The sequence below is a fragment of the Microbacterium paraoxydans genome, assembly GCF_019056515.1.
Taxonomy (GTDB): Bacteria; Actinomycetota; Actinomycetes; order Actinomycetales; family Microbacteriaceae; genus Microbacterium.
The window spans coordinates 898569-918546 of record NZ_CP064873.1 but is presented as its reverse complement, the minus strand read 5'-3'; the positions used below and the strand labels follow the sequence as shown (position 1 = coordinate 918546).

21 protein-coding genes are annotated in these 19978 nt (G+C 71.6%); 11 read left to right on the top strand and 10 right to left on the bottom strand.

Going from position 1 to position 19978, the window contains the following annotated elements; translation table 11 throughout:
* Positions 1 to 239 precede the first annotated feature (239 nt).
* The 5 genes from IZR02_RS04355 to IZR02_RS04335 all read right to left on the bottom strand — a co-directional run bounded on the left by IZR02_RS04355 (position 240) and on the right by IZR02_RS04335 (position 6055).
* Entirely contained in the window at positions 240 to 737 is a 498-nt protein-coding gene (locus IZR02_RS04355) for a methylated-DNA--[protein]-cysteine S-methyltransferase (protein ID WP_062766277.1), read from the bottom strand.
* Positions 734 to 2242 (bottom strand): DNA-3-methyladenine glycosylase 2 family protein, encoded by a 1509-nt coding sequence (locus tag IZR02_RS04350; protein ID WP_062766274.1) that lies wholly within the window; start codon positions 2240 to 2242, stop codon positions 734 to 736. Before IZR02_RS04350 ends, IZR02_RS04355 begins: the two co-directional genes overlap by 4 nt.
* A gap of 144 nt (positions 2243 to 2386) precedes the next feature.
* Entirely contained in the window at positions 2387 to 3994 is a 1608-nt protein-coding gene (gene purH / locus IZR02_RS04345) for a bifunctional phosphoribosylaminoimidazolecarboxamide formyltransferase/IMP cyclohydrolase (protein ID WP_062766271.1), read from the bottom strand.
* 32 nt (positions 3995 to 4026) lie between these two features.
* Positions 4027 to 4614, bottom strand: coding sequence for a phosphoribosylglycinamide formyltransferase (purN, locus tag IZR02_RS04340; protein ID WP_062766268.1), 588 nt, complete (start codon positions 4612 to 4614; stop codon positions 4027 to 4029).
* 61 nt (positions 4615 to 4675) lie between these two features.
* A complete protein-coding gene (locus IZR02_RS04335; protein WP_062766264.1) occupies positions 4676 to 6055 on the bottom strand; it encodes a cell division protein PerM in 1380 nt (459 codons plus the stop codon).
* 91 nt (positions 6056 to 6146) lie between these two features.
* On the opposite strand from IZR02_RS04335, the gene IZR02_RS04330 reads away from it, so the two are divergent.
* A complete protein-coding gene (locus IZR02_RS04330) occupies positions 6147 to 7622 on the top strand; it encodes an NCS2 family permease (protein ID WP_025103779.1) in 1476 nt (491 codons plus the stop codon).
* Between the two features lie 146 nt (positions 7623 to 7768).
* Here the strand turns inward: IZR02_RS04330 and sucD are convergent, their stop codons facing one another.
* Positions 7769 to 8671: a succinate--CoA ligase subunit alpha gene (gene sucD / locus IZR02_RS04325; RefSeq protein ID WP_025103778.1), complete on the bottom strand. Its 903-nt coding sequence runs from the start codon at positions 8669 to 8671 to the stop codon at positions 7769 to 7771.
* A gap of 28 nt (positions 8672 to 8699) precedes the next feature.
* On the bottom strand, positions 8700 to 9866 hold the full coding sequence (sucC, locus tag IZR02_RS04320) for an ADP-forming succinate--CoA ligase subunit beta (protein ID WP_025103777.1): 1167 nt from the start codon (positions 9864 to 9866) through the stop codon (positions 8700 to 8702).
* A gap of 170 nt (positions 9867 to 10036) precedes the next feature.
* On the opposite strand from sucC, the gene IZR02_RS04315 reads away from it, so the two are divergent.
* The 8 genes from IZR02_RS04315 to IZR02_RS04280 all read left to right on the top strand — a co-directional run bounded on the left by IZR02_RS04315 (position 10037) and on the right by IZR02_RS04280 (position 15237).
* Complete coding sequence (locus tag IZR02_RS04315; protein WP_025103776.1) at positions 10037 to 10450, top strand: YbaB/EbfC family nucleoid-associated protein; 414 nt, start codon at positions 10037 to 10039, stop codon at positions 10448 to 10450.
* Positions 10450 to 10779, top strand: a complete 330-nt coding sequence (locus IZR02_RS04310) for a type VII secretion target (RefSeq protein ID WP_025103775.1) — start codon at positions 10450 to 10452, stop codon at positions 10777 to 10779. Before IZR02_RS04315 ends, IZR02_RS04310 begins: the two co-directional genes overlap by 1 nt.
* Positions 10776 to 12254, top strand: a complete 1479-nt coding sequence (locus IZR02_RS04305; RefSeq protein WP_025103774.1) for a TNT domain-containing protein — start codon at positions 10776 to 10778, stop codon at positions 12252 to 12254. Before IZR02_RS04310 ends, IZR02_RS04305 begins: the two co-directional genes overlap by 4 nt.
* A complete protein-coding gene (locus tag IZR02_RS04300; protein WP_025103773.1) occupies positions 12251 to 12535 on the top strand; it encodes a hypothetical protein in 285 nt (94 codons plus the stop codon). Before IZR02_RS04305 ends, IZR02_RS04300 begins: the two co-directional genes overlap by 4 nt.
* Positions 12532 to 12975 carry a glycohydrolase toxin TNT-related protein gene (locus IZR02_RS04295; protein ID WP_025103772.1) on the top strand — a complete coding sequence of 148 codons (444 nt, stop codon included), beginning with the start codon at positions 12532 to 12534 and terminating at the stop codon, positions 12973 to 12975. The genes IZR02_RS04300 and IZR02_RS04295 overlap by 4 nt, the downstream gene beginning before the upstream one ends.
* Positions 12972 to 13259, top strand: a complete 288-nt coding sequence (locus IZR02_RS04290) for a hypothetical protein (protein WP_025103771.1) — start codon at positions 12972 to 12974, stop codon at positions 13257 to 13259. The genes IZR02_RS04295 and IZR02_RS04290 overlap by 4 nt, the downstream gene beginning before the upstream one ends.
* Before the next feature lie 9 nt (positions 13260 to 13268).
* Positions 13269 to 13934 carry a TetR/AcrR family transcriptional regulator gene (locus IZR02_RS04285; RefSeq protein ID WP_025103770.1) on the top strand — a complete coding sequence of 222 codons (666 nt, stop codon included), beginning with the start codon at positions 13269 to 13271 and terminating at the stop codon, positions 13932 to 13934.
* Between the two features lie 67 nt (positions 13935 to 14001).
* Positions 14002 to 15237: an acyl-CoA dehydrogenase family protein gene (locus tag IZR02_RS04280; RefSeq protein ID WP_025103769.1), complete on the top strand. Its 1236-nt coding sequence runs from the start codon at positions 14002 to 14004 to the stop codon at positions 15235 to 15237.
* Here the strand turns inward: IZR02_RS04280 and IZR02_RS04275 are convergent.
* Positions 15234 to 15785 (bottom strand): GNAT family N-acetyltransferase, encoded by a 552-nt coding sequence (locus tag IZR02_RS04275; protein WP_025103768.1) that lies wholly within the window; start codon positions 15783 to 15785, stop codon positions 15234 to 15236. The two genes, IZR02_RS04280 and IZR02_RS04275, sit on opposite strands and share 4 nt — an antisense overlap.
* Positions 15785 to 16267, bottom strand: coding sequence for a hypothetical protein (locus IZR02_RS04270; RefSeq protein ID WP_025103767.1), 483 nt, complete (start codon positions 16265 to 16267; stop codon positions 15785 to 15787). The genes IZR02_RS04275 and IZR02_RS04270 overlap by 1 nt, the downstream gene beginning before the upstream one ends.
* A 65-nt stretch (positions 16268 to 16332) precedes the next feature.
* Here IZR02_RS04270 and IZR02_RS04265 point away from each other — a divergent pair, with 65 nt between their 5' ends.
* Positions 16333 to 17784: a phytoene desaturase family protein gene (locus IZR02_RS04265; protein WP_025103766.1), complete on the top strand. Its 1452-nt coding sequence runs from the start codon at positions 16333 to 16335 to the stop codon at positions 17782 to 17784.
* A gap of 43 nt (positions 17785 to 17827) precedes the next feature.
* Entirely contained in the window at positions 17828 to 18871 is a 1044-nt protein-coding gene (locus IZR02_RS04260) for an ATP-dependent DNA ligase (RefSeq protein ID WP_025103765.1), read from the top strand.
* A gap of 6 nt (positions 18872 to 18877) precedes the next feature.
* Here the strand turns inward: IZR02_RS04260 and ligD are convergent, their stop codons facing one another.
* Positions 18878 to 19948: a non-homologous end-joining DNA ligase gene (ligD, locus tag IZR02_RS04255; protein ID WP_025103764.1), complete on the bottom strand. Its 1071-nt coding sequence runs from the start codon at positions 19946 to 19948 to the stop codon at positions 18878 to 18880.
* Positions 19949 to 19978: the final 30 nt, after the last annotated feature.

The window sequence follows — 19978 nt, the reverse complement described above, 5'->3', positions numbered from 1 at the left end:
CATCCGGTGCAGAAGAGGGGCGGAGGCTCTAGGAGAGCGGGCGCGCCGGGGTCGAGCCGAGGGTGGCGATCCGCGCGGTGGCGATCGTAGTCATGGTGTCCTCCTCAAGGGCTCGGCGAGGTCGTCCGGTTGGCGCGACAGCCCATCAGCCTATTCCTGTGAACCAGCTGAGCGCAAGGGGAATTCCCGGGACGCCGAAGAGCCCGCTCCGTGCGGGGCGGGCTCCTCGGATCGGAATGTCAGCGGGCGGCGCGCTCCCGCGCCAGAAGGCTCTCCTTCACCGGGAGCCCCCACGCGAAGCCGCCGAGGGAGCCGTCCGTGCGGAGCACCCGATGGCAGGGCACGAACAGCGCCGGGGCGTTGCGGGCGCAGATCGACGCCGCCGCCCGCACCGCCTGCGGGTTGCCGAGCCGGGCCGCGAAGCGGGTGTAGGTCAGGGGCTCCCCCGGCGCGATGCCGCGGAGCGCCGCCCAGCCGGCGAGCTGGAGGGCGGTGCCCGTCTGCGCGACGGCGACCCCGTCGATCGCCGCGACGTCACCCGCGTAGTACGCGCCGACCGCGCCGGCCGCCTCCGTCTCCGCGTCGCGCACGGCGTCGGGGCGGACGCGGGCGGGAAGACGTCCGAGGATCGCCTCGACGTCGTCGGTCCACCCGGACACGAGCACCCGCTGGCGCTCGTCGGCGAGGATCGTGAAGGGACCGTCGGGGGTGTCGAGGGTCTGGATGAGAGCGGTCATGAGGTCTCCTCGGTGTCGGATGCGATGTCGCGGGCGGGCCGGACGGCGGATCTGCGCCGCGGTCCGGCGGGACGGATCGGGGCGGCACGCCACAGATGCGCGCTGAGGTAGCTCCGCCACGGTGCGGTGCGCTCCGCCCAGGCGGTGAGGGTCTTCGGGTCGGCGGGCAGCCCGGAGGCCGCGGCACCGGCACGGAGAGCCACGTCGCCGGGGAGCAGCACGTCCGGATCGCCGAGCACCCGCATCCGCACGTAATCGGCGGTCCAGGGTCCGATGCCGGGCATCGCGAGGAGGGCGGCGCGCTGCGTCGGACCGTCATCGCCCACGGTGAGGGTCAGGCTCCCGTCCGCCAGGGCCGCGGCGGCTCCCGTCACGGCGCGGATCCGGGCGGCGGGGCCGCGCAGCACCTCCGCCCCGTGCGCCGCGATGGCCGACATCGTCGGGAACAGCAGGCCGTCGGGGGTCCGCTCCCCCAGCGCGTCGGTGAGGGCGGTGAGCGTGGTGCGGGCGGCGACGACCGTGATCTGCTGCCCGATCATCGCGCGGATGAGCATCTCGTGCGGATCGGCAGCCCCGGGCACGCGGATGCCGGGGGTCCGCGCCACGAGGGGGGCGAGGGGCGGGTGCGCGGCCAGGGCCTCGTCGACCGCGAGCGGGTCGGCGTCGAGGTCGAAGATGCGGCGTGCCGTGGCCACCAGCGGCGCGAGGTCGCCGAGCTGCGCGACCCGGGCCCGGAGATGCAACCGCTCCGTCTCCTCCTGACGCACCTCGAACCACGCGGGGCCGCCCGGCATCCGGAGATGACGGGAGAACGACGTCGCCGTGGCCTCCTCGACGCCCGTCACGGCTCGCGCGGCCATCCACGCGAAGACTCCGGCCGCATCCAGGGGGCCCCGGTACGGCAGGACGAGGTCGATCGTTCCGGGTACGGCCGCGGAGGGCGTGCGGCGGCGGGCACGCAGCTCCCCCGGCGTGAGACCGAACACCTCGCGGATCGTGTCGTTGCCCTGACGGACGCTGTGGAAACCGGCGGCGAAGGCGACGTCCGCGATGGGCATGTCGGTGCCCACGAGGAGCATGCGGGCCGTGTGGGCGCGGTGCGCTCGCGCGAGTGCGAGCGGTCCGGCGCCGAGCTCGGTCGTCAGCAGCCGCGTGAGATGACGGCTCGAGTAGCCGAGTCGCGACGCGAGTCCTGGCACACCCTCGCGCTCGACCACGCCGGACGCGATCAGGCGCATGGCCCGCGCGGCCGTGTCTCCGCGGACGTCCCACGCGGGCGACCCGGGGGCGGCCTCCGGCAGGCACCGCTTGCACGCGCGGTAGCCGGCCTCGTGCGCCGCGGCACTCGTCGGATAGAACGTGACGTTCTGCGGCTTCGGCGTGCGGGCCGGGCAGCTGGGCCGGCAGTAGATCCCCGTCGAGCGCACGGCGGTGACGAACTGCCCGTCGAAGCGGGTGTCCCGAGCGCTGATCGCCCGGTAGCGCTCGTCGAAGGAGTAGCTCATGTCCTCCACTCTCTCACCCCCGCACGGCTACGGCTGGCGGAAATCGGACATCGCGGTTCCCTCCCCGAGACCCCGCCTACGCGCCGAGGCCCCGGCGTGCAGACGTGCGCACGCCGGGGCCTCGGCGGAAGACCGGGGTCTCGGTCAGTGGAAGAAGTGACGCTCCCCCGTGAAGAACATCGTGACGCCGGCCTTGCGCGCGGCATCGACGACCTCCTCGTCCCGCACGGAGCCGCCGGGCTGCACGATCGCCGTGACACCCGCGTCGATGAGCACCTGGGCACCGTCGGCGAACGGGAAGAACGCGTCGGACGAGGCGACGGATCCGGCGGCACGATCTCCCGCACGCTCCACCGCGAGGCGGCACGAGTCGACGCGGTTGACCTGGCCCATGCCGACGCCGACCGTCGCGTTGTCCTTCGCCAGCACGATCGCGTTCGACTTCACGGCCCGGCAGGCCTTCCACGCGAAGATCAGGTTCTCCATCTCCTCGTCGCTCGGACGCTCCCCCGACACGAGCTCCCAGTTCTTGGCGACGGAGACGATGTCGTCCGGGAAGCGGTCCGCGTCCTGGAGCAGGAGGCCGCCGGACACGAGGCGCACGTCCATGCACTCCTGCTGCCAGTCCTCGGGGAGCTGCAGCAGACGTAGGTTCTTCTTCGCCTTGAACACCTCGAGGGCCGCGGGCTCGAACGACGGCGCGACGATGACTTCGGTGAAGATGTCCTTGAGGTTCTCGGCCATCTTCAGCGTCACGGTGCCGTTCGCGGCGATCACGCCGCCGTACGCCGACACGGGGTCGCACTCATGGGCGCGGAGGTGCGCGCTGGCGATCGGGTCGAGGGCGTTCGGCGCGGTCGTGGCGATCCCGCAGGGGTTCGCGTGCTTGATGATCGCCACCGCCGGCTTGACCATGTCGTAGGCGGCGCGCAGGGCGGCGTCCGCGTCGACGTAGTTGTTGTACGACATCTCCTTGCCCTGCAGCTGCGTGGCCTGGGCGATGCCGTGGCCGCCCGCGCGGGTGTAGATGGCGCCGCGCTGGTGGGAGTTCTCCCCGTAGCGGAGGGTGGCGAGGCGCTCGGCCTGGATCGTCAGGTGCGCCGGGAGGTCGCCCGGGTCGTTGAGGGTGCCCTCGGCGAACCACTGCGCGACGGCCGTGTCGTAGGCCGCGGTGTGCGCGAACGCCCGCGCCGCGAGCTCCCGCCGCTGGGCGAGCGAGGTGCCGCCCTGCGCCACGGCCGCGATGATCGCCGGGTAGGACTGCGGCGACACGACGATCGCGACGTTGGCGTGGTTCTTCGCCGCCGCCCGCACCATGGCGGGGCCGCCGATGTCGATCTGCTCCACCACGTCGTCACCCTCGGCGCCGGAGGCCACGGTCTCCACGAACGGGTAGAGGTTGACGACGACGAGCTCGAACGGCGCGATGTCGAGGTCGGCGAGCTGCCGCTCGTGGTCCTCCAGGCGCAGGTCGGCGAGCAGGCCTCCGTGCACCTTCGGGTGCAGCGTCTTGACCCGGCCGTCGAGCATCTCGGCGACACCGGTGACCGCGGCCACGTCGGTCACCTCGAAGCCGGCGTCGCGGATGGTGGACGCCGTCGACCCGGTCGAGACGATCTCGACGCCCGCCTCGGCGAGCGCGGCGGCGAGCACGAGCAGGTCGGTCTTGTCGCTGACCGAGACGAGAGCGCGCCGGATCGGCACGGTGTCGCGATCGCGGTAGAGCGTGGGGTCGTGGCGGGGGCCGGCCATGATGGGCTCCTTCGTGCGGGGGCGTCGGGGGGTCAGGGGGCGGAGGTCAGGGCGAGGTCGCCGGTCGCGATGCGCCGGACGACGTCGATGAGCAGCCGGCGCTCGACCGGCTTGATGCGCTCGTGCAGCGTGTGCTCGGTGTCGTCGGCCCGGATCGGCACGCGCTCCTGCGCGAGGATGGGGCCGGTGTCGACCCCGTCGTCCACGACGATCACGCTGGCGCCCGTCTCCCGGACACCCGCGGCGAGGGCGTCGCGGACACCGTGCGCTCCGGGGAACTCCGGGAGGTACGCGGGATGGGTGTTGATGATCCGCGGCGCATAGGCGGCGACGAGGGAGGACGGCAGCAGCCGCATGAGGCCGCTGAGCACCACGAGGTCCGGCGCCCAGACGGCGAGCTGACGGCCCAGCTCCTCGCCCCACGCCTCGCGGCTCTCGTGCTCGTGCCACGGCACGGTGAAGCTGGGGATGCCGAACTCCTCGGCATGGGCCAGCCCGTCGGCTTCGCGATCCGCCCCGACGACGACGACACGCGCCGGGAAATCGGGGTGACGAGCGGCCTCGAGGAGGGCGCGAAGGTTCGAGCCGGCGCCCGAGATGAGTACGGCGACCGTGAGCACGCGCCCAGTCTACCGGCGTGCCGCACAGGCGCCGTCCCGACCGCGGGGCGGCGCAGGGCCGCTAGGGGCGATCGTCCTCGACGGGTCCGCGCGGTGTCCCGCGGTCGCGCAGCGCGTCCAGCGGCGCGGTGTCTTCGGAGGACGGGAAGCCCGGGTGCGGGCTCCGGTCGTCGCCGGCGTCGGCGGAGGTCAGCGTGGACATCTCGGCGATCCAGCGGTCCGTGCGCTCCTCGGCGAGTTCATCCCGGTGACGGGGCGACAGCAGCAGGATCGCCGCACCCACGAGGACCTCCGCGCCGAGGGACAGCGCGAACGGCAGCACCGCCGGACCGACCGTCCCGAGGCGTCCCGGCCCCATCGACCCGTTCGCGAACATCGCGGCGAGCGCGGCGACACCGGCCGCGACCGCAGCGATCCCCACGGCGATCACGGTCCGCTGCGGGATGCCGAGCGGTGTCCCCTCCCACACCAGACGCGAGCGGACGGCCCACCCCGCGAACGCACCGGCGGCCACGGGGATCAGGACCACGATGAGCATCCAGATCGAGGAGTTCTCCGGCAGCAGGCCGAACGCCGGGATGCCGGGCACGACGCCGAGCTGGGTGCCGGCGGGCGACACCGCGGTCCCCGCACCGACCGCGAACCCGGGCCCGGCCAGCCACGCGGCAGCCCACACCACGAAGGTCGGCAGATACGCGAGCTGCCCGAGGGTCAGCACGGTCGCGCCGAGGGCGTCGACCCGCGCCGCCTGGAACAGCGCGACGACCTCTCCACCGCGCGTGAGGACCGACAGGGCGACGGCCAACGCGGCGGCTCCCGTCACGCCCACGAGCGCGAACGCGGCGCCGCGCACGATCGAGGAGGGCACCGGCGCCCAGTCCTCCCTGGCGTCCAGGACGTCATGGACACGGTCGAGCAGTCCGCCGTCGCCGTCCTCCCATGCCACCCGCACGGCGCCGCACACCGCGCCCACGAGGTACACAGCGGGCGGCAGCAAGATCGCGAGAGCCAGCGGGACCCGCGCGGCCCCGAGCGCCGATGTGAGGGCGACGACCGTGGAGATGACGGCGAAGACGACGGTCCCCGACAGCGACCCCAGAAGCCATGCCCCGGAGCGCGCCGCGCGGCCCCCGGAGCGCGCGGCGAAGAGCAGGGTGAGGAGCAGGAAGGCCAGCGGCGTGACCGAGACGACGAACCGCGCGGCGTCTGCGGGGATCGCCAGGGCGACGAGCAGCGTGTCCGGGATCGTGATCTCCAGGGGGACGCCGTGGCCGAACTCCCAGAGCGTGCCGGTGAGCGGCCAGAGTGCGCCCCAGTCGGCCGTGATCCCGAAGGCCAGCGTCCAGAGGAGCGTCAACGGCGCCAGCAGCACGACGAGCCCGATGGCCGCCGCGATGGCGGCATCGAGGGCGGCGAGGAGCGCGACGAGGAGGCGTTGCATAGCGCTTCCGAGACTACGACGAGTTCCTTCCCGTCCCCCGTGGGCGCGCGCGGGGGCGGCGACACGGTAGCGTTTCTCCGGAGGTTTCCCGATGACAACTGCCCCGCCCGCCCCGGCGTCCACCGGCCCCACCGGTACCCTGGACCGCTTCTTCGAGATCAGCAAGCGCGGATCGACGATCGGCACCGAGATCCGTGGAGGCCTCGTGACGTTCGTCACGATGGCCTACATCGTGATCCTGAACCCGATCATCCTGTCCGGAAAGCCGGACGTCGCCGGCGACATGCTCGACTTCAACGCCGTCGGCGCCGCGACGGCCCTGACCGCCGGCGTCATGACGATCCTCTTCGGCGTCGTCACCCGTCTGCCGTTCGGCTTCGCCGCCGGTCTCGGCATCAACGCCTTCGTCGCGTTCTCCGTCGTCGGCCAGGTCACCTGGCCCGAGGCGATGGCGCTCGTGATGATCAACGGCGTCGTGATCGTGCTCCTCGCCGCCACCGGGCTGCGGAAGGCGATCTTCGACGCCGTACCGTTCCAGCTGAAGATCGCGATCACGGTCGGCATCGGCCTCTTCATCGCGTTCATCGGGTTCGTCAACTCCGGCTTCGTCACCGCGACCGGCGCCTCGTCCCCGCCCGTCGGCCTCGGCGTCAACGGCTCCGTGGCCACCGTGCCGAGCCTGCTGTTCGTGATCACGCTGCTGCTCACCGGCATCCTCGTCGCACTCCGCATCAAGGGCGGCATGCTCATCGGCCTCATCGGCGGCACCGTGCTCGCGGTCGTCGTCGAGGCGATCTGGCACATCGGCGCCCGCGGCGTCGACGATGAGGGCAATGTCGTCAACCCCGGCGGCTGGGGTCTCACCGTCCCGGCACTGAACGGCTCCCCCGTCAGCGTCCCCGACCTGAGCCTCATCGGCGCCGTCGACTTCTCGTTCGACCTCGGCAAGGTCAGCCTCGTCGCGCTCGTGATGATCGTCTTCACGCTCCTCTTCACGAACTTCTTCGACGCCATGGGCACCATGACGGGCCTGGCGAAGGAGGCGAACCTCGCCGACGACAACGGCGACTTCCCGCGCATCAAGTCGGCGCTGGTGGTCGAGGGCGTCGGCGCGATCGCCGGTGGTGCGACCTCGTCGTCCTCCAGCACGGTCTTCATCGAGTCCGGCGCCGGCATCGGCGAGGGCGCCCGCACGGGACTGGCGAACGTCGTGACGGGCATCGTGTTCCTCATCGCGATGTTCCTCACCCCGCTGACCTCGATCGTCCCGACCGAGATCGCCGCCGCGGCCCTGATCATCGTCGGTGCGATGATGATGGCGCAGATCCGGCACATCGACTTCGGCGACTTCCGGGTGCTGCTGCCGGTGTTCCTCACGGTCTCCGTCATGCCGCTGACGTACTCGATCGCCAACGGCATCGGGGCGGGCTTCGTGAGCTGGGTGCTCATCCACGCCTTCTCCGGCAAGGCCAAGACCATCAGCCCGCTGCTGTGGGTGGTCGGCGCCGGCTTCCTCATCTTCTTCGCCCGCGGTCCCATCGAGGCCCTCTTCGGCGTCGGGATCTAACCCCGCTTCGAATCGCTCACATGGCCCCATTCCGACACGGAATGGGGCCATTTGCGCGACCTGAGGGAGGTGGGGCGGCAGGAACCGGGGGTATGACGAAGGCCCCGGGGTGGAGCCCGGGGCCTTCAGGTCAAGCGTAGCTCAGATCAGAGCGACTCGATGATCTCGCGCATGAGAGCGGCGGTCTCGGACGGCGTCTTGCCGACCTTGACGCCGGCGGCCTCGAGGGCCTCCTTCTTCGCCTGCGCGGTACCGGCCGAGCCGGAGACGATCGCGCCGGCGTGACCCATGGTCTTGCCCTCGGGAGCCGTGAAGCCCGCGACGTAGCCGACGACGGGCTTGGTGACGTTCGCCTTGATGTACTCGGCCGCACGCTCCTCGGCGTCGCCGCCGATCTCGCCGATCATGACGATGGCCTTGGTCTCGGGGTCGGCCTCGAACGCGGCGAGCGCGTCGATGTGCGTGGTACCGATGACCGGGTCGCCGCCGATGCCGATGGCGGTCGAGAAGCCGAGGTCGCGCAGCTCGAACATCATCTGGTAGGTCAGGGTGCCCGACTTCGACACGAGACCGATCGGGCCCTTGCCGGTGATGTTGGCGGGCGTGATGCCGACGAGCGCCTCACCGGGGGTGATGATGCCGGGGCAGTTCGGGCCGATGATGCGGGTCTTGTTGCCCTTGCTCTGCGCGTAGGCCCAGGCCTCGGCCGAGTCGCCCACGGGGACGCCCTCGGTGATGACGACGAGCAGCGGGATCTCGGCGTCGATGGCCTCGATCATCGCGTCCTTCGTGAAGGCGCCGGGGACGAAGGCGATCGACACGTCGGCGCCGGTCTCCTTCATGGCCTCGGCGACCGAGCCGAAGACGGGGAGCTCGACGGCGTTGCCGTCCTTGTCCGTGTGCGAGACCGTGGTGCCGGCCTTGCGGGCGTTGACGCCGCCGACGACCTGGGTGCCGGCCTTGAGCATCAGCGCGGTGTGCTTGGTGCCCTCGCCGCCGGTGATGCCCTGGACGATGACCTTGGAGTCCTTGTTGAGGTAGATCGACATGTTCTGTTCCTTAAATCCTGTCGAAGCGTCAGGCGTTGGCGAGCTCGGCGGCCTTGTCGGCGCCCTCGTCCATCGTGGCGGCCAGGGTCACGAGCGGGTGCGCGTAGTCGGCGAGGATCGCACGACCCTCGTCCACGCGGTTGCCGTCGAGGCGGACGACGAGCGGCTTGGAAGCCGTGTCACCCAGCGTCTCGAGGGCGCCCTTGATGCCGTTGGCGACGGCGTCGCACGCCGTGATGCCACCGAACACGTTGACGAACACGCTCTTGACCTGCGGGTCGCCGAGGATGACGTCGAGGCCGGCGGCCATGACCTCGGCCGAGGCGCCGCCGCCGATGTCGAGGAAGTTGGCGGGCTTGACGCCGTTGTGGTTCTCACCGGCGTAGGCGACGACGTCGAGCGTCGACATGACCAGGCCCGCGCCGTTGCCGATGATGCCGACCTCGCCGTCGAGCTTGACGTAGTTGAGGCCGGACGCCTTGGCCTTGGCCTCGAGCGGGTCGGCGGCGTCCTTGTCCTCGAGCGCCTCGTGCTCGGGGTGGCGGATCTCGGAGGCGTTGTCGTCGAGCGTGACCTTGCCGTCGAGCGCGATGATGTCGCCGTCTTCGGTGCGGACGAGCGGGTTGACCTCGACGAGCGTCGCGTCCTCACCCTTGTAGACGTCGTAGAGCTTCACGAACACGTCGGAGACCTTCTCCACGAGGTCCTCCGGGAAGTTCGCGGCGCGGGCGATCTCGACCGCCTTCTCCTTGTCGATGCCGGTCAGCGGGTTGACCTCGACGCGCGCGAGCGCCTCGGGCTTCTCGACGGCGAGCTGCTCGATCTCCATGCCGCCCTCGACGGAGCAGAGGGAGAGGTAGGAGCGGTTGGCACGGTCGAGCAGCACGGAGAAGTAGAACTCCTCGGCGATGCGGGCGCCCTGCGCGACCATGACGCGCTTGACGACGTGGCCCTTGATGTCGAGCCCGAGGATGGCCTTCGCGGCCTCGTACGCCTCGTCGGGGGTCTTGGCGACCTTGACACCGCCGGCCTTGCCGCGGCCTCCGGTCTTGACCTGGGCCTTGACGACCACGACACCGCCGATCTTCTCGGCAGCCGCCTTCACCTCCTCGGGGGTGTCCGCGACGATGCCGGCGAGGACCGGCACTCCGTACTTCTCGAAAACGTCTCGTGCCTGGTACTCGTACAGATCCACTGTGCTTCCTTCACTGGGCTGCGGTCTGGTCTGGTGATTCTCTCGATGTCGAGACATCGACCAGTCCCCCAGCCTACTACCGCAGGCTGAGCGCTCCGACGCCCCGACGCCCTCCCCGACGCGCCGACGCCTCCGGTACGATTCTTGAGCGTCGAGGCAGGGGAGACGAGATGACGGACACCTTCGACTGGTCGGATCCGGTGGCGACACGCGCGCGCATCGAGCAGCAGGTGAAGGACGCGGAGCGCCGCGCCGCGCAGGCCGCGCAGGTGCGCGACGACATCGCAGGCGTGCGGGAGCAGGCGACCTCTCCGGGCCGCGACGTCACCGTGACGGTGGACGCCTCCGGGCGCCTCGCCGACGTCGCGCTCACGGATGCCGCTCTGCAGCGCTCCCCCGCCGCCCTCGGCGCCCTCATCGTCACCCTCGCCGCCACCGCGCAGAAGGCGGCGGGAGCACGGGCGGTCGAGATCGCGGCGGAGGCGTTCGGCGCGGAGGACGCGGCGGTCGCGCATCTGCGTGAGGAGATCGCCGAGCTCCCCGACCCGAGTCAGGACGGCCGACCGCAGATCGAGTACCGCTGATGGCCGAGCTGATCGCCGTCGACACCGAGACCGTCCGCCAGCACGCCCAGCGCGTCGCGCAGATCGCCGCGGACGTCCGGCTCGCCGAGAACGCCGCCGGCTCGATGAACGTGGGCGGCGGCGCCTTCGGCGTGATGTGCGCCTTCCTCGTCCCCCCGGCACAGATCGTCTCGTCGATCGCCGCCGGGGCGATCACCGCCGCCGCGACGATGCTGGAGAAGTCCGAGGAGCAGCTCCGCGGCCTGGCGGACGACTTCGATGAGGGAGAGCAGCGTCAGCTCGATTCGATCCGCGGGCTGCTGTCGTCCGTGGAGGGCGCTCGCCGATGACCCCGCCGAACCCGCTGGTGGCGGGACCGATCGACCCGACGACACCGTTCAGCGGAGCCGGTCTGCTCGAGGACGGCTACGACCTCGTGAACGCGATCGAGAGCGGGGACTGGGTCTCCGGAGGACTCGCGTCCTTCTCCGCCCTCGCGAACACCGTGGCCACGGCCATGGATCCGCTCGGCTCGCTGATCGCCGCGGGATTGGGGTGGCTGATGGACCACCTCGAGCCGCTCAAGGGCTGGCTCAACGACCTGACCGGCGATGCGGGCGAAGTCGCCGGTTTCGCGGCGACCTGGGGCAACATCGCGCAGCAGCTGCAGCAGGCGGGCGAGACCCTCGACGCCCGCCTCTCCGACGTCAGCTCGATGTCGGGCGAGGCGATCGCGGCCTACCTCCGGCTGCAGTCCGACGTCGCCGCCCACATCTCCGCGGCCGCTGCCTGGGCCGGCGGGATGAGGACCGGCATGGAGACCGCGTCCATGCTCGTGCAGATCGTGCACGAGCTGGTCCGCGACACCCTGTCGCAGCTGGTCGGCTCCCTCATCTCCTATGCGAGCACGCTCGTCGTGTCGCTGGGCACCGCCACCCCGTACGTCATCGCGCAGGCCACGAGTCGCGTCTCGGCCATGACCGCCCGGATCTCCGGCACCGTGCTCAAGCTCGTGGATGCCGTGACGGCCCTCACGAAGCACCTCGACGAGCTCAAGTCGCTGTTCCAGCGCCTCGGCGACCTCTTCTCGCGCGGCCCGGGCGGTGGGCATGGCCCGTCCGGCCCCGGAGCCCCGCACGGCCCTGACGGCAGTTCCCCCGGGGGCTCGTCCCCCGCCGGCTCGTCTCCCGACGGCACCTCGCCTGGCGGCTCCGGCCCCGCGGGCCCCAGCGTGCGCGACCAGAGCACGCTCACAGACGAGCAGATCCAGACGTACCTCGACCGCAACTACCCGGAATACGCTGACGACTTCGCGGACAACGGCACGCTCCCGCCCGACGTCCAGATCCCCAAGGGACCGGACGTGCTCCAGCCCGACGGGAGCATCGACTGGAGCCAGGTTCCCGGCGAGGGGTACGTGCTGGATTCGGGCGGGGAACCGATCCGGCAGCCGCACACTCCACAGGTCGGGGACGTCCTCGACCGCTACGGTCCTCCGGAGGGCCGTTACACATCCCCGGTCCCCGAGAGCGGCCCGTATACCTACGATCAGCGGTCCCTCCCGTATGTGGAGAACCCGGCCCACTACCACCGCTATGAAGTGGTCGGCGACATGTCCGATCTTCGGAGCGTCTACGACCGCGCTCCGCAAGACGTCAAGGACGAACTCCTGGCGGGCGGGTTCAAGCCCGAGTATCTGGGTTCGCAGGGCTACCGAGGAGACATCGCGCCCGGGTTCGGCTCGACGGGTGGCGGGGTGCAGGTCCAGCTTCCCCTCACGGCCGCACAGTTGATCACACTCGGCGTATTGAAGGAGATTCCATGACCGAGCTCACCTCCGACGACGTGCAGCGCATCATCGCCGATGAGAAGCTCACCGCCACCGCGAACTGGTTCGGCCTCACCGGTCGACCACAGTCATCGGCGTGGATCGACCGCGACGGCGACGCGTGGATCGTGTGGGAGACGGACGAGCGTGGCGGCAGATTCCACGATCCCGTCCGCTTCGACTCGGAGTCGGAGGCGTTGGACTTCTTCCTGCGGATCGCGCGCCGCTACCGGGCGTCGGACTCGCACGCCGTCCGACGGATCGAGGGCCGGGAATGACGGAGCTGTGGATCGGACCCGACGGCGTCGCGATCGATCGCGAGCCGCTCCCCCGCGGCGCGGAGGTGTGGGACATGTACGGGCCGCTCAACACGCGCTACGTCTACCTCGTGGAGAACGGACGGCCGGCCGCCTATCCGGAGCGCTCCCTGCCCTGGGTCGAGAACCCCGCGGCGTACCACCAATTCCTCGTCGTCGGCGATTGCGTCCACATCCGCGCAGCATACGAGTGCTCGGAGGACGCCGTCCTCCGACGGGACCTGGACGACCTCGTGGACATCGGCTACTACCGCTGGGACGCCCCGATCTTCCGCGGCACGGTGGCCCCGGCCTTCGGCGACCCCGGCGGCGCGACCCAGCTCCTGCTGCCCCTCCCCCTCACGTTCTACCTGCGTCTCGGCCTGGTCCGGGAGCTGGCCGTCCCCGGAGCATCCGCATGAACCGCGACACCGTCCTCGCCGACCTCCGCGCGCGAGGCTCCGTCGGCTTCTGCTTCTTCGACGACCCCCGGGGCAAGACGAACACCGTCGTGGTGTCGTACGGCAGAGAGGGCTACCAGACCTGGATCCAGGACGAGCGCGCGCAGCCGATCGAGGGGTCGCTGCGGGTGTTCACCGCAGAGCAGGAGGCGCTGGCCGACTTCGCCCATCGCGTGCAACTCTGGAACCGCGTCAGCGGCGTGCTCTCGCCGGGGCCGTCGGGCGCGAGCCCCACGGCGGTCTAGGCTTTCGCCATGCACGAATCCGCAGAGCTGCGCACCGGGGGCGTCGTCGCCGCCGCGCTCGAACTCTTCAGCGCCCAGGGGTTCGACCAGACGTCCGTGGAGCAGATCGCCAAGGCCGCCGGCGTCTCCCGGTCGACCTTCTTCCGGCAGTTCGGCGGCAAGGAGGACGTGGTCTTCGCCGATCACGAGGTCCTGCTGGAGCAGCTCCGCGAGTTCCTCGACGAGGGGCACGACGATCCGTGGGGCGCGGTCTGCGCGGCATCGGAGTCCGTGTTCACGCACTTCGCGAACGACCCGGAGCTCGCGCGACGGCGCTACCAGATCGTGCGGGAGGTGCCGGTGCTCCGCGAACGCGAGATCATCACCGTGTTCCGCTACGAGCGGCTGTTCGACGAGTACCTGCGCAGTGCCCTGCCGGGGGTGGATCCGCTGGACGCGGTGGGCTTCGCCGCGCTCGTGACGGCGGTGCACAACCACGTGCTGCGGCAGCTCCTGCGCGGACGGAAGAAGGTGCCGCTGTCCACCCTCCAGTCCGCGCTCGCGGATGCACGTCGGCGGTACGGCGTGGGCGAGGCCGCCGACGCGGGCGCTCCGGACGACGTGGTGGTGGCGGTCTTCCCCCGGTCGATGCCGATCGCCGAGGTGACCAGGAGGCTCCGCTCCGAGCTCGACTGAGCCGACCGGGGCGGTCGTGGTACCGAGTATCGAGGAGTACGATACCTGGTGTCACGAAGGAGCACCCATGAGCACTGAAGCCTCCCCCTTGCCCGGCGAGCGCGTCTCGTCCTACGACGTCACCGGGCGGCAGGACAGCGACTACTACGCGGTCTTCGCCGACATCCCCGCCGCCGACCGGGAGGCCTGGGACCGCGCGAAGGGGTACGTCGATGAGGTCGCCCCGCAGATGGCCGAGGCGTGGGACCGCGCCGAGTACCCGCTCGACGCCGCCCGCCGCATGGGCGAGATGGACCTCGTCGTCGACGGCGTCGACCACCCCGCGCTGACCCGGCTCTCGCCGCTCGCCGCGGGCCTGGTCAACATGGAGATCTCGCGCGGGGACGGCTCCCTCGGCACGATCCTCGCGGTGCAGGGCGGGCTCGCGCTGCGGACGCTCGCGCTGTTCGGCTCGCCCGCCCAGCAGGACCGCTGGCTCACGGCACTCGCCGACGGCACGGTGCTCGGTTCCTTCGCCCTGACCGAGCCCGACCACGGCTCCGACTCCGTCTCGCTGGAGACCGTGGCCCGCCGCGACGGGGACTCCTGGGTGCTCCGCGGTGCCAAGAAGTGGATCGGCAACGGCGCTTCGGGCGGGATCACGTTCGTCTGGGCGCGGGTCGACGACGAGTCCGCCGCCGAGCACGGCGCGGTGCGGTGCTTCCTCGTCGAGCAGGACACCCCCGGATACACCGGCACCGTGATCCGCGGGAAGGCCTCCCTCCGCGCGATCCATCAGGCCCACATCCGCCTGGACGACGTTCGGGTGCCGCGGGACGCGGTGCTGCCGGGGACGAAGAGCTTCAGGGACGCCTCGACCGTGCTGTACGCCACCCGGTCCGGGGTCGCGTGGTCGGCGCTGGGTCACGCGACGGCCTGTTACGAGGCGGCGCTGGCCTACGCGAAGGAGCGTGTGCAGTTCGGCAAGCCGCTCGCGAAGTTCCAGATGGTGCAGGAGCGGCTCACGCACATGCTGGAGGATCTGACGGCGATGCAGCTCTACTGCCGCCGCATGGCCGATCTGGAGCAGGCGGGGGCGCTGCGGCCGACGCAGGCCTCGCTCGCGAAGTTCCACAACACCCGGGCGGCCCGGCGGATCGCCGCGACGGCGCGGGATCTCCTCGGCGGCAACGGCATCCTCCTGGAGAACGGCGTCATGCAGCACCTGGCCGACATCGAGGCCATCCACACCTACGAGGGCACCGAATCCGTGCAGGCCCTGCTGCTCGGCCGCGACATCACCGGAATGAGCGCCTTCGCCTAGCCCTTCGAATCGCGCACTGTGCTGGATTCGGCGGCCGGATGCAGCGAAGTGCGCGACTCGAAGCAGAGGAGGCGGTCGCGGTCGTCCCAGGGGTCGACGGGACGGAAGCCGCGGGATGTGTAGAGCCGGATCGCGGCGTCGCGCCAGTCCCAGACCGACAGCCGCACCGCGCCCTCGGCCTCCACCAGGACGGCGTCGAGCAGCGCGGAACCGACGCCGCGACCGCGGACCGCCGGATCCGCCCAGAGCCGCTTGATCTCGGTGTACCCGGCATGCGGAAGCGCGATCACCACGCCGACCGGAGCCCCGGCGAGCTCCGCCACGAGCACCCGTCCGCCGGCGTACGCGGTCGCCGGATCGCGGACCTCCGGCCGGTACCGCTCGGGGAGTTCGGCCTCGGGCTCCGCGGGGTCACCCAGGACGTCGTGCTTCTCCTGCTCGGTCTGCCGGAGATACGTCGACACCGCGGCACCGACGAAGGCCGCGTCACCCGGCCACTCCGCCTCGCGGACGGTGACGCCGCGGCGCGACGCGGAGGCGGCGGGCATCAGTCGCAGCCGCAGCCGCCGGCGGGGGTCTTCACCATGAAGCACACGTCGCACACGCCGTAGTCGCGCTCGACGGGCTTCGGAGCCGCGGGCGTGCGGGGAGCGGCGGGGGTGCGCGGCGTCGTGGAGCGCTTGGCCTTGACCGGGGCCTGCGGGGCGAATTCGCTCGGGTGCGTGACGTAGAAGTAGGGCGCGCGCCCCTCGCTGGGCTGCAGGCGGAGGCGGGTGGACCCGACGGTCACGACCTCGTCCTCCGTGAAGCCGTTAGTGTACGTGCGGCCGATGTGCAGCGCCGCCCCCTCGCGGCGGATCGCCTCGATGTAGCGACCGCGGTCGATCAGCGAGGTCACCCCCGCGGCCTCGACGATCTCGGTGATGAACGCGTGGTTCACCGGATCGATGCGATGGGCGCGGAGCGCCTCGGGAAGCGAGCGGTACGGACGGGAGGTGCCGGCGGGGGTCGGGCCCTGGACTTCATTCATCCCTTCCAGGATCGCACGGCGCAACCCCCTCCGCTGACCGCGGGCTCGCGTGCGAGACTGGCCGCATGGCACTCGCGACGATCATCGGATCCGGACCGAACGGCCTCGCCGCCGCCGTCTCCCTGGCCCGCGCCGGCTACCGGGTGCGCGTGCTCGAGGCCGCGGACACGGTGGGAGGCGGCCTGCGCACCCAGGAGGCCACCCTCCCCGGCTTCCGTCATGACGTCTGCTCGGCCGTCCACCCTGCGGCCGTGGCCTCGCCGTTCTTCCAGGCGTTCGGGCTCGACGAGCGGATCGAGTGGATCCGCCCCGAGATCTCGTTCGCCCATCCGCTGGACGGGGGCCGTGCCGCCATCGCCTGGCGCGACATCGAGCGCACCGCGGCCGAGCTCGGCATCGACGGCGACGCGTGGCGGCGCCGGCTCCGCCCCCTCAGCACCCACATCGACGGCGTCACGGACTTCACCGGGAACCAGCTCCTCCGCCTCCCGCACGACCCGGTCACCGCGGTCCGCTACGCGATCCGCATGCTCGACCAGGGCACTCCCCTGGCGCGCGCCGCCTTCCGCACCGAGGAGTCGGCCGCGCTCATGGCGGGAGTCGTCGCGCACGCGAACTCCCCCCAGCCCACGCTCGCGGGGGCTGCGGCCGGGCTCCTGCTGGCCGGACTCGCCCACGCCGGCGGCTGGCCCTATCCCCGCGGCGGCTCGCAGGTGATCGCCGACGCCCTCATCGCCGACCTGGAGGCTCACGGGGGCTCGATCGAGACCGGCACCCGGGTCACCGACCTCGCCGCGCTGGACTGGGGAGACCCCGACCGCGGCGACGTGCTCCTGCTCAACACCTCCCCCCGGCTCGCCCTCACCCACCCGGACATCCCGGCGTCGTACGCCCGTGCCCTCCGTGGGTACCGCTACGGCGCCGCGGCGGCCAAGGTCGACTTCGCGCTCGACGGCCCCATCCCGTGGACGAACGAGCACGTGCGGAACGCGCCCACCGTGCACGTGGCCGGGACGAGGGACGAGGTGTGGAACAGCGAGAACGCGGTCGCCGTGGGTCGCGTGTCCGAGCGCCCGTACGTCCTGGCCGTCCAGCCCTCGCTCTTCGACCCGACCAGGGCGCCCGACAGCAAGGCCGTGCTCTGGGCGTACATCCATGTGCCGAACGGCTCCGACCTCGACCCGACCGAGCTCATCACCGCGCAGGTCGAGCGGTTCGCGCCGGGCTTCCGCGACCGGATCCTCGCCCACCACGCGGTGCCGGCGTCCTCCCGCGAGGCGATCAACCCGGCCGAGATCGGCGGCGACATCTCCGGCGGCGTCTTCGATATGCGTCAGGCCCTGCGCCGCCCCGTCCTCTCCCCCGCGCCGTGGCGCACGCCGATGCCGGGCGTGTACCTCGCGTCGGCCTCCACTCCGCCCGGACCCGCGGTCAACGGCATGGCCGGGTGGCACGCGGCACACACCGTGCTCCACGACGCCGGCACGCCCGCGGAACTCGACGACCTGTTCGGCTGACCCGGCCCTTTCCCCCGCTCGCCGCCCGGTCCAGGATGGGTGCATGCGCTACGAGATCCCGGCCCCCATGCTCGCCAAGGCCGTCGCGGCCGTCCCCGACCCCGACAAGACCCCGGGCGGGCTGCTCTACGAGCCGAAGTGGGACGGGTTCCGCGGGCTCATCGCCTGGGACGGCGAGACGGTCGAGATCGGGTCCCGCGGCGCGAAGCCCCTCACGCGCTACTTCCCGGAGCTCGTCGATGCGATCCCTGAGCTGCTGCCCGTGCCCTGCCTCCTCGACGGCGAGATCGTCGTGGCCACGGGTCCGCACGGCGCGCAGCGTCTGGACTGGGAGGCCCTCAGCCAGCGCATCCACCCGGCCGCCTCCCGGGTCGCGAAGCTCGCCGTCGAGACCCCGGCCCTGTTCATCGCGTTCGACCTGCTCGCCTCCGGTGAGGACGACCTGCGCGACCAGTCGTTCGAGACGCGGCGGGCCCGGCTGGAGACGCTCATGGAGTCCGTGGAGCACCCGCTGCACCTGACCAGGACCACCCGCGACCGTGACGCCGCCGTCCGCTGGCTCCAGGAGTTCGAGGGCGCGGGCCTCGACGGCGTCGTGGCCAAGCCGCTGGCGCAGCCGTACGCACCGGGGAAGCGCACCCTCTTCAAGATCAAGCACGCGCGGACCGCCGACGTCGTCGCCCTCGGCTACCGCATCCACAAGTCCGGCACCGGGGTCGGGTCGCTGCTCGTCGGGCTCTACGACGCCGAGGGGACCCTGCGTCAGGTCGGCGGGGTCGCGGCATGGAGCGACGCGAAGCGGAAGCAGCTCGTGGAGGAGCTCGCACCGTTGGTCGAGCGTGACGAGGACGGCGCGGCGGTGACCGGCGAGGGCGAGCGCTCGCGGTTCAGCGGGTCGAAGGATGTCTCGTTCGTGCGGCTGCGTCCCGAGCGGGTGCTGGAGGTGCGGTACGACCAGCTCGAGGGCGCCCGCTTCCGTCACACCGTGCAGTTCGAGCGGTGGCGGCCGGACCGCGACGCCCGCTCCTGCACGTACGACCAGCTCGACACCGTCGAGGGCTATGACCTCGCCGACGTCCTGAGCTGAGCCCGCTCAGTCGTCGACGGGGTTGCCGTCGGCGTCCCAGTTCGCGGCGTTCTTCTTGCTCGGCTGCACGCGCGGCGGCTCGCCCGGCATCTTCGGGAACTCCGGCGGGAAGGGCAGCTCCCCGAGGCCGTTCGCCGTGTCGCGCTCCCACCACTCCAGGAGCGTGTCGATGCGCCCGGGCTTCGCCTGCATGTCGGCCCACGGGTCGCCGACCTCTTCGAGCCGCTGCGGGATGCTCCGCACGGTGAAGGCGCGCGGGTCGAGATCGTCGAGCTCCTCCCAGTGCACGGGCGTCGCGACGGTCGCACCGGGGAGGGCACGCGGACTGTACGCGCCGGCCATCGTGCGGTCGCGGTTGGCCTGATTGAAGTCGACGAAGAGGCGCTCGCCGCGCTCCTCCTTCCACCAGTTCGTCGTGACCCGGTCCGGCATCCGGCGCTCGAGCTCCCGGCCGGCGGCGATCACGGCATGCCGCACGTCGAGGAACTCGTGGGTGGGCTCGATCGGGGCGAAGACGTGCAGGCCCCGGTTGCCGCTCGTCTTCGCGAACGCCTCGAGGCCGGCCTCCCGCAGCACCTCCCGCAGGGCGTGGGCCGCGGGGACGGCCTCGGCGAAGCCGGTGCCCGGCTGCGGGTCGAGGTCGATCCGCAGCTCGACGGGGTTGTCGGAATCGGTCGCCAACGACGCCCAGGGATGGAAGACGATGGTGTTCATCTGCACCGCCCACACGATCGCGCTGGTGCGGTTCAGGACGATCTGAGGATGGCGGCGGCCGCTGTTGTACGTGACCGTGACGGCGTCGACGAAGTCCGGAGTGCCCTTGGGCGGGTTCTTCGAGAAGAAGCCCTCCGGCCGCGGTCCTCCGGCGGTCCCCACGCCGTCCCGGAAGCGCTCCAGGGACACCGGCCGGTTGCCGTTCGCCGCGAGGAACGGCACCGACACGAGCTGCACGTACTCGGCGAGTTCGGCCTTGGTGATGCCGAGGTCGGGCCAGACGACCCGGTTCGGGCTGGAGAGCGCGACCTCACGCTCTCCATCGGTGTCGGCGACGGTCAGGGTCACGCGTTCAGAGGCCATGCTCCGACCCTAGGGCGCGGTCACGACCCG

Bases quoted from the DNA above. Each gene is read 5' to 3' on its own strand.
- IZR02_RS04265 (WP_025103766.1), top strand. From the start codon at position 16,333: ATGGCACTCGCGACGATCATCGGATCCGGACCGAACGGCCTCGCCGCC.
- IZR02_RS04300 (WP_025103773.1), top strand. From the start codon at position 12,251: ATGACCGAGCTCACCTCCGACGACGTGCAGCGCATCATCGCCGATGAG.
- IZR02_RS04350 (WP_062766274.1), bottom strand. From the start codon at position 2,242: ATGAGCTACTCCTTCGACGAGCGCTACCGGGCGATCAGCGCTCGGGAC.
- IZR02_RS04330 (WP_025103779.1), top strand. From the start codon at position 6,147: ATGACAACTGCCCCGCCCGCCCCGGCGTCCACCGGCCCCACCGGTACC.
- purH (WP_062766271.1), bottom strand. From the start codon at position 3,994: ATGGCCGGCCCCCGCCACGACCCCACGCTCTACCGCGATCGCGACACC.
- ligD (WP_025103764.1), bottom strand. From the start codon at position 19,948: ATGGCCTCTGAACGCGTGACCCTGACCGTCGCCGACACCGATGGAGAG.
- IZR02_RS04295 (WP_025103772.1), top strand. From the start codon at position 12,532: ATGACGGAGCTGTGGATCGGACCCGACGGCGTCGCGATCGATCGCGAG.
- IZR02_RS04280 (WP_025103769.1), top strand. From the start codon at position 14,002: ATGAGCACTGAAGCCTCCCCCTTGCCCGGCGAGCGCGTCTCGTCCTAC.
- IZR02_RS04315 (WP_025103776.1), top strand. From the start codon at position 10,037: ATGACGGACACCTTCGACTGGTCGGATCCGGTGGCGACACGCGCGCGC.
- sucD (WP_025103778.1), bottom strand. From the start codon at position 8,671: ATGTCGATCTACCTCAACAAGGACTCCAAGGTCATCGTCCAGGGCATC.
- IZR02_RS04305 (WP_025103774.1), top strand. From the start codon at position 10,776: ATGACCCCGCCGAACCCGCTGGTGGCGGGACCGATCGACCCGACGACA.
- IZR02_RS04335 (WP_062766264.1), bottom strand. From the start codon at position 6,055: ATGCAACGCCTCCTCGTCGCGCTCCTCGCCGCCCTCGATGCCGCCATC.
- IZR02_RS04290 (WP_025103771.1), top strand. From the start codon at position 12,972: ATGAACCGCGACACCGTCCTCGCCGACCTCCGCGCGCGAGGCTCCGTC.
- IZR02_RS04310 (WP_025103775.1), top strand. From the start codon at position 10,450: ATGGCCGAGCTGATCGCCGTCGACACCGAGACCGTCCGCCAGCACGCC.
- IZR02_RS04355 (WP_062766277.1), bottom strand. From the start codon at position 737: ATGACCGCTCTCATCCAGACCCTCGACACCCCCGACGGTCCCTTCACG.
- IZR02_RS04260 (WP_025103765.1), top strand. From the start codon at position 17,828: ATGCGCTACGAGATCCCGGCCCCCATGCTCGCCAAGGCCGTCGCGGCC.
- IZR02_RS04285 (WP_025103770.1), top strand. From the start codon at position 13,269: ATGCACGAATCCGCAGAGCTGCGCACCGGGGGCGTCGTCGCCGCCGCG.
- IZR02_RS04270 (WP_025103767.1), bottom strand. From the start codon at position 16,267: ATGAATGAAGTCCAGGGCCCGACCCCCGCCGGCACCTCCCGTCCGTAC.
- IZR02_RS04275 (WP_025103768.1), bottom strand. From the start codon at position 15,785: ATGCCCGCCGCCTCCGCGTCGCGCCGCGGCGTCACCGTCCGCGAGGCG.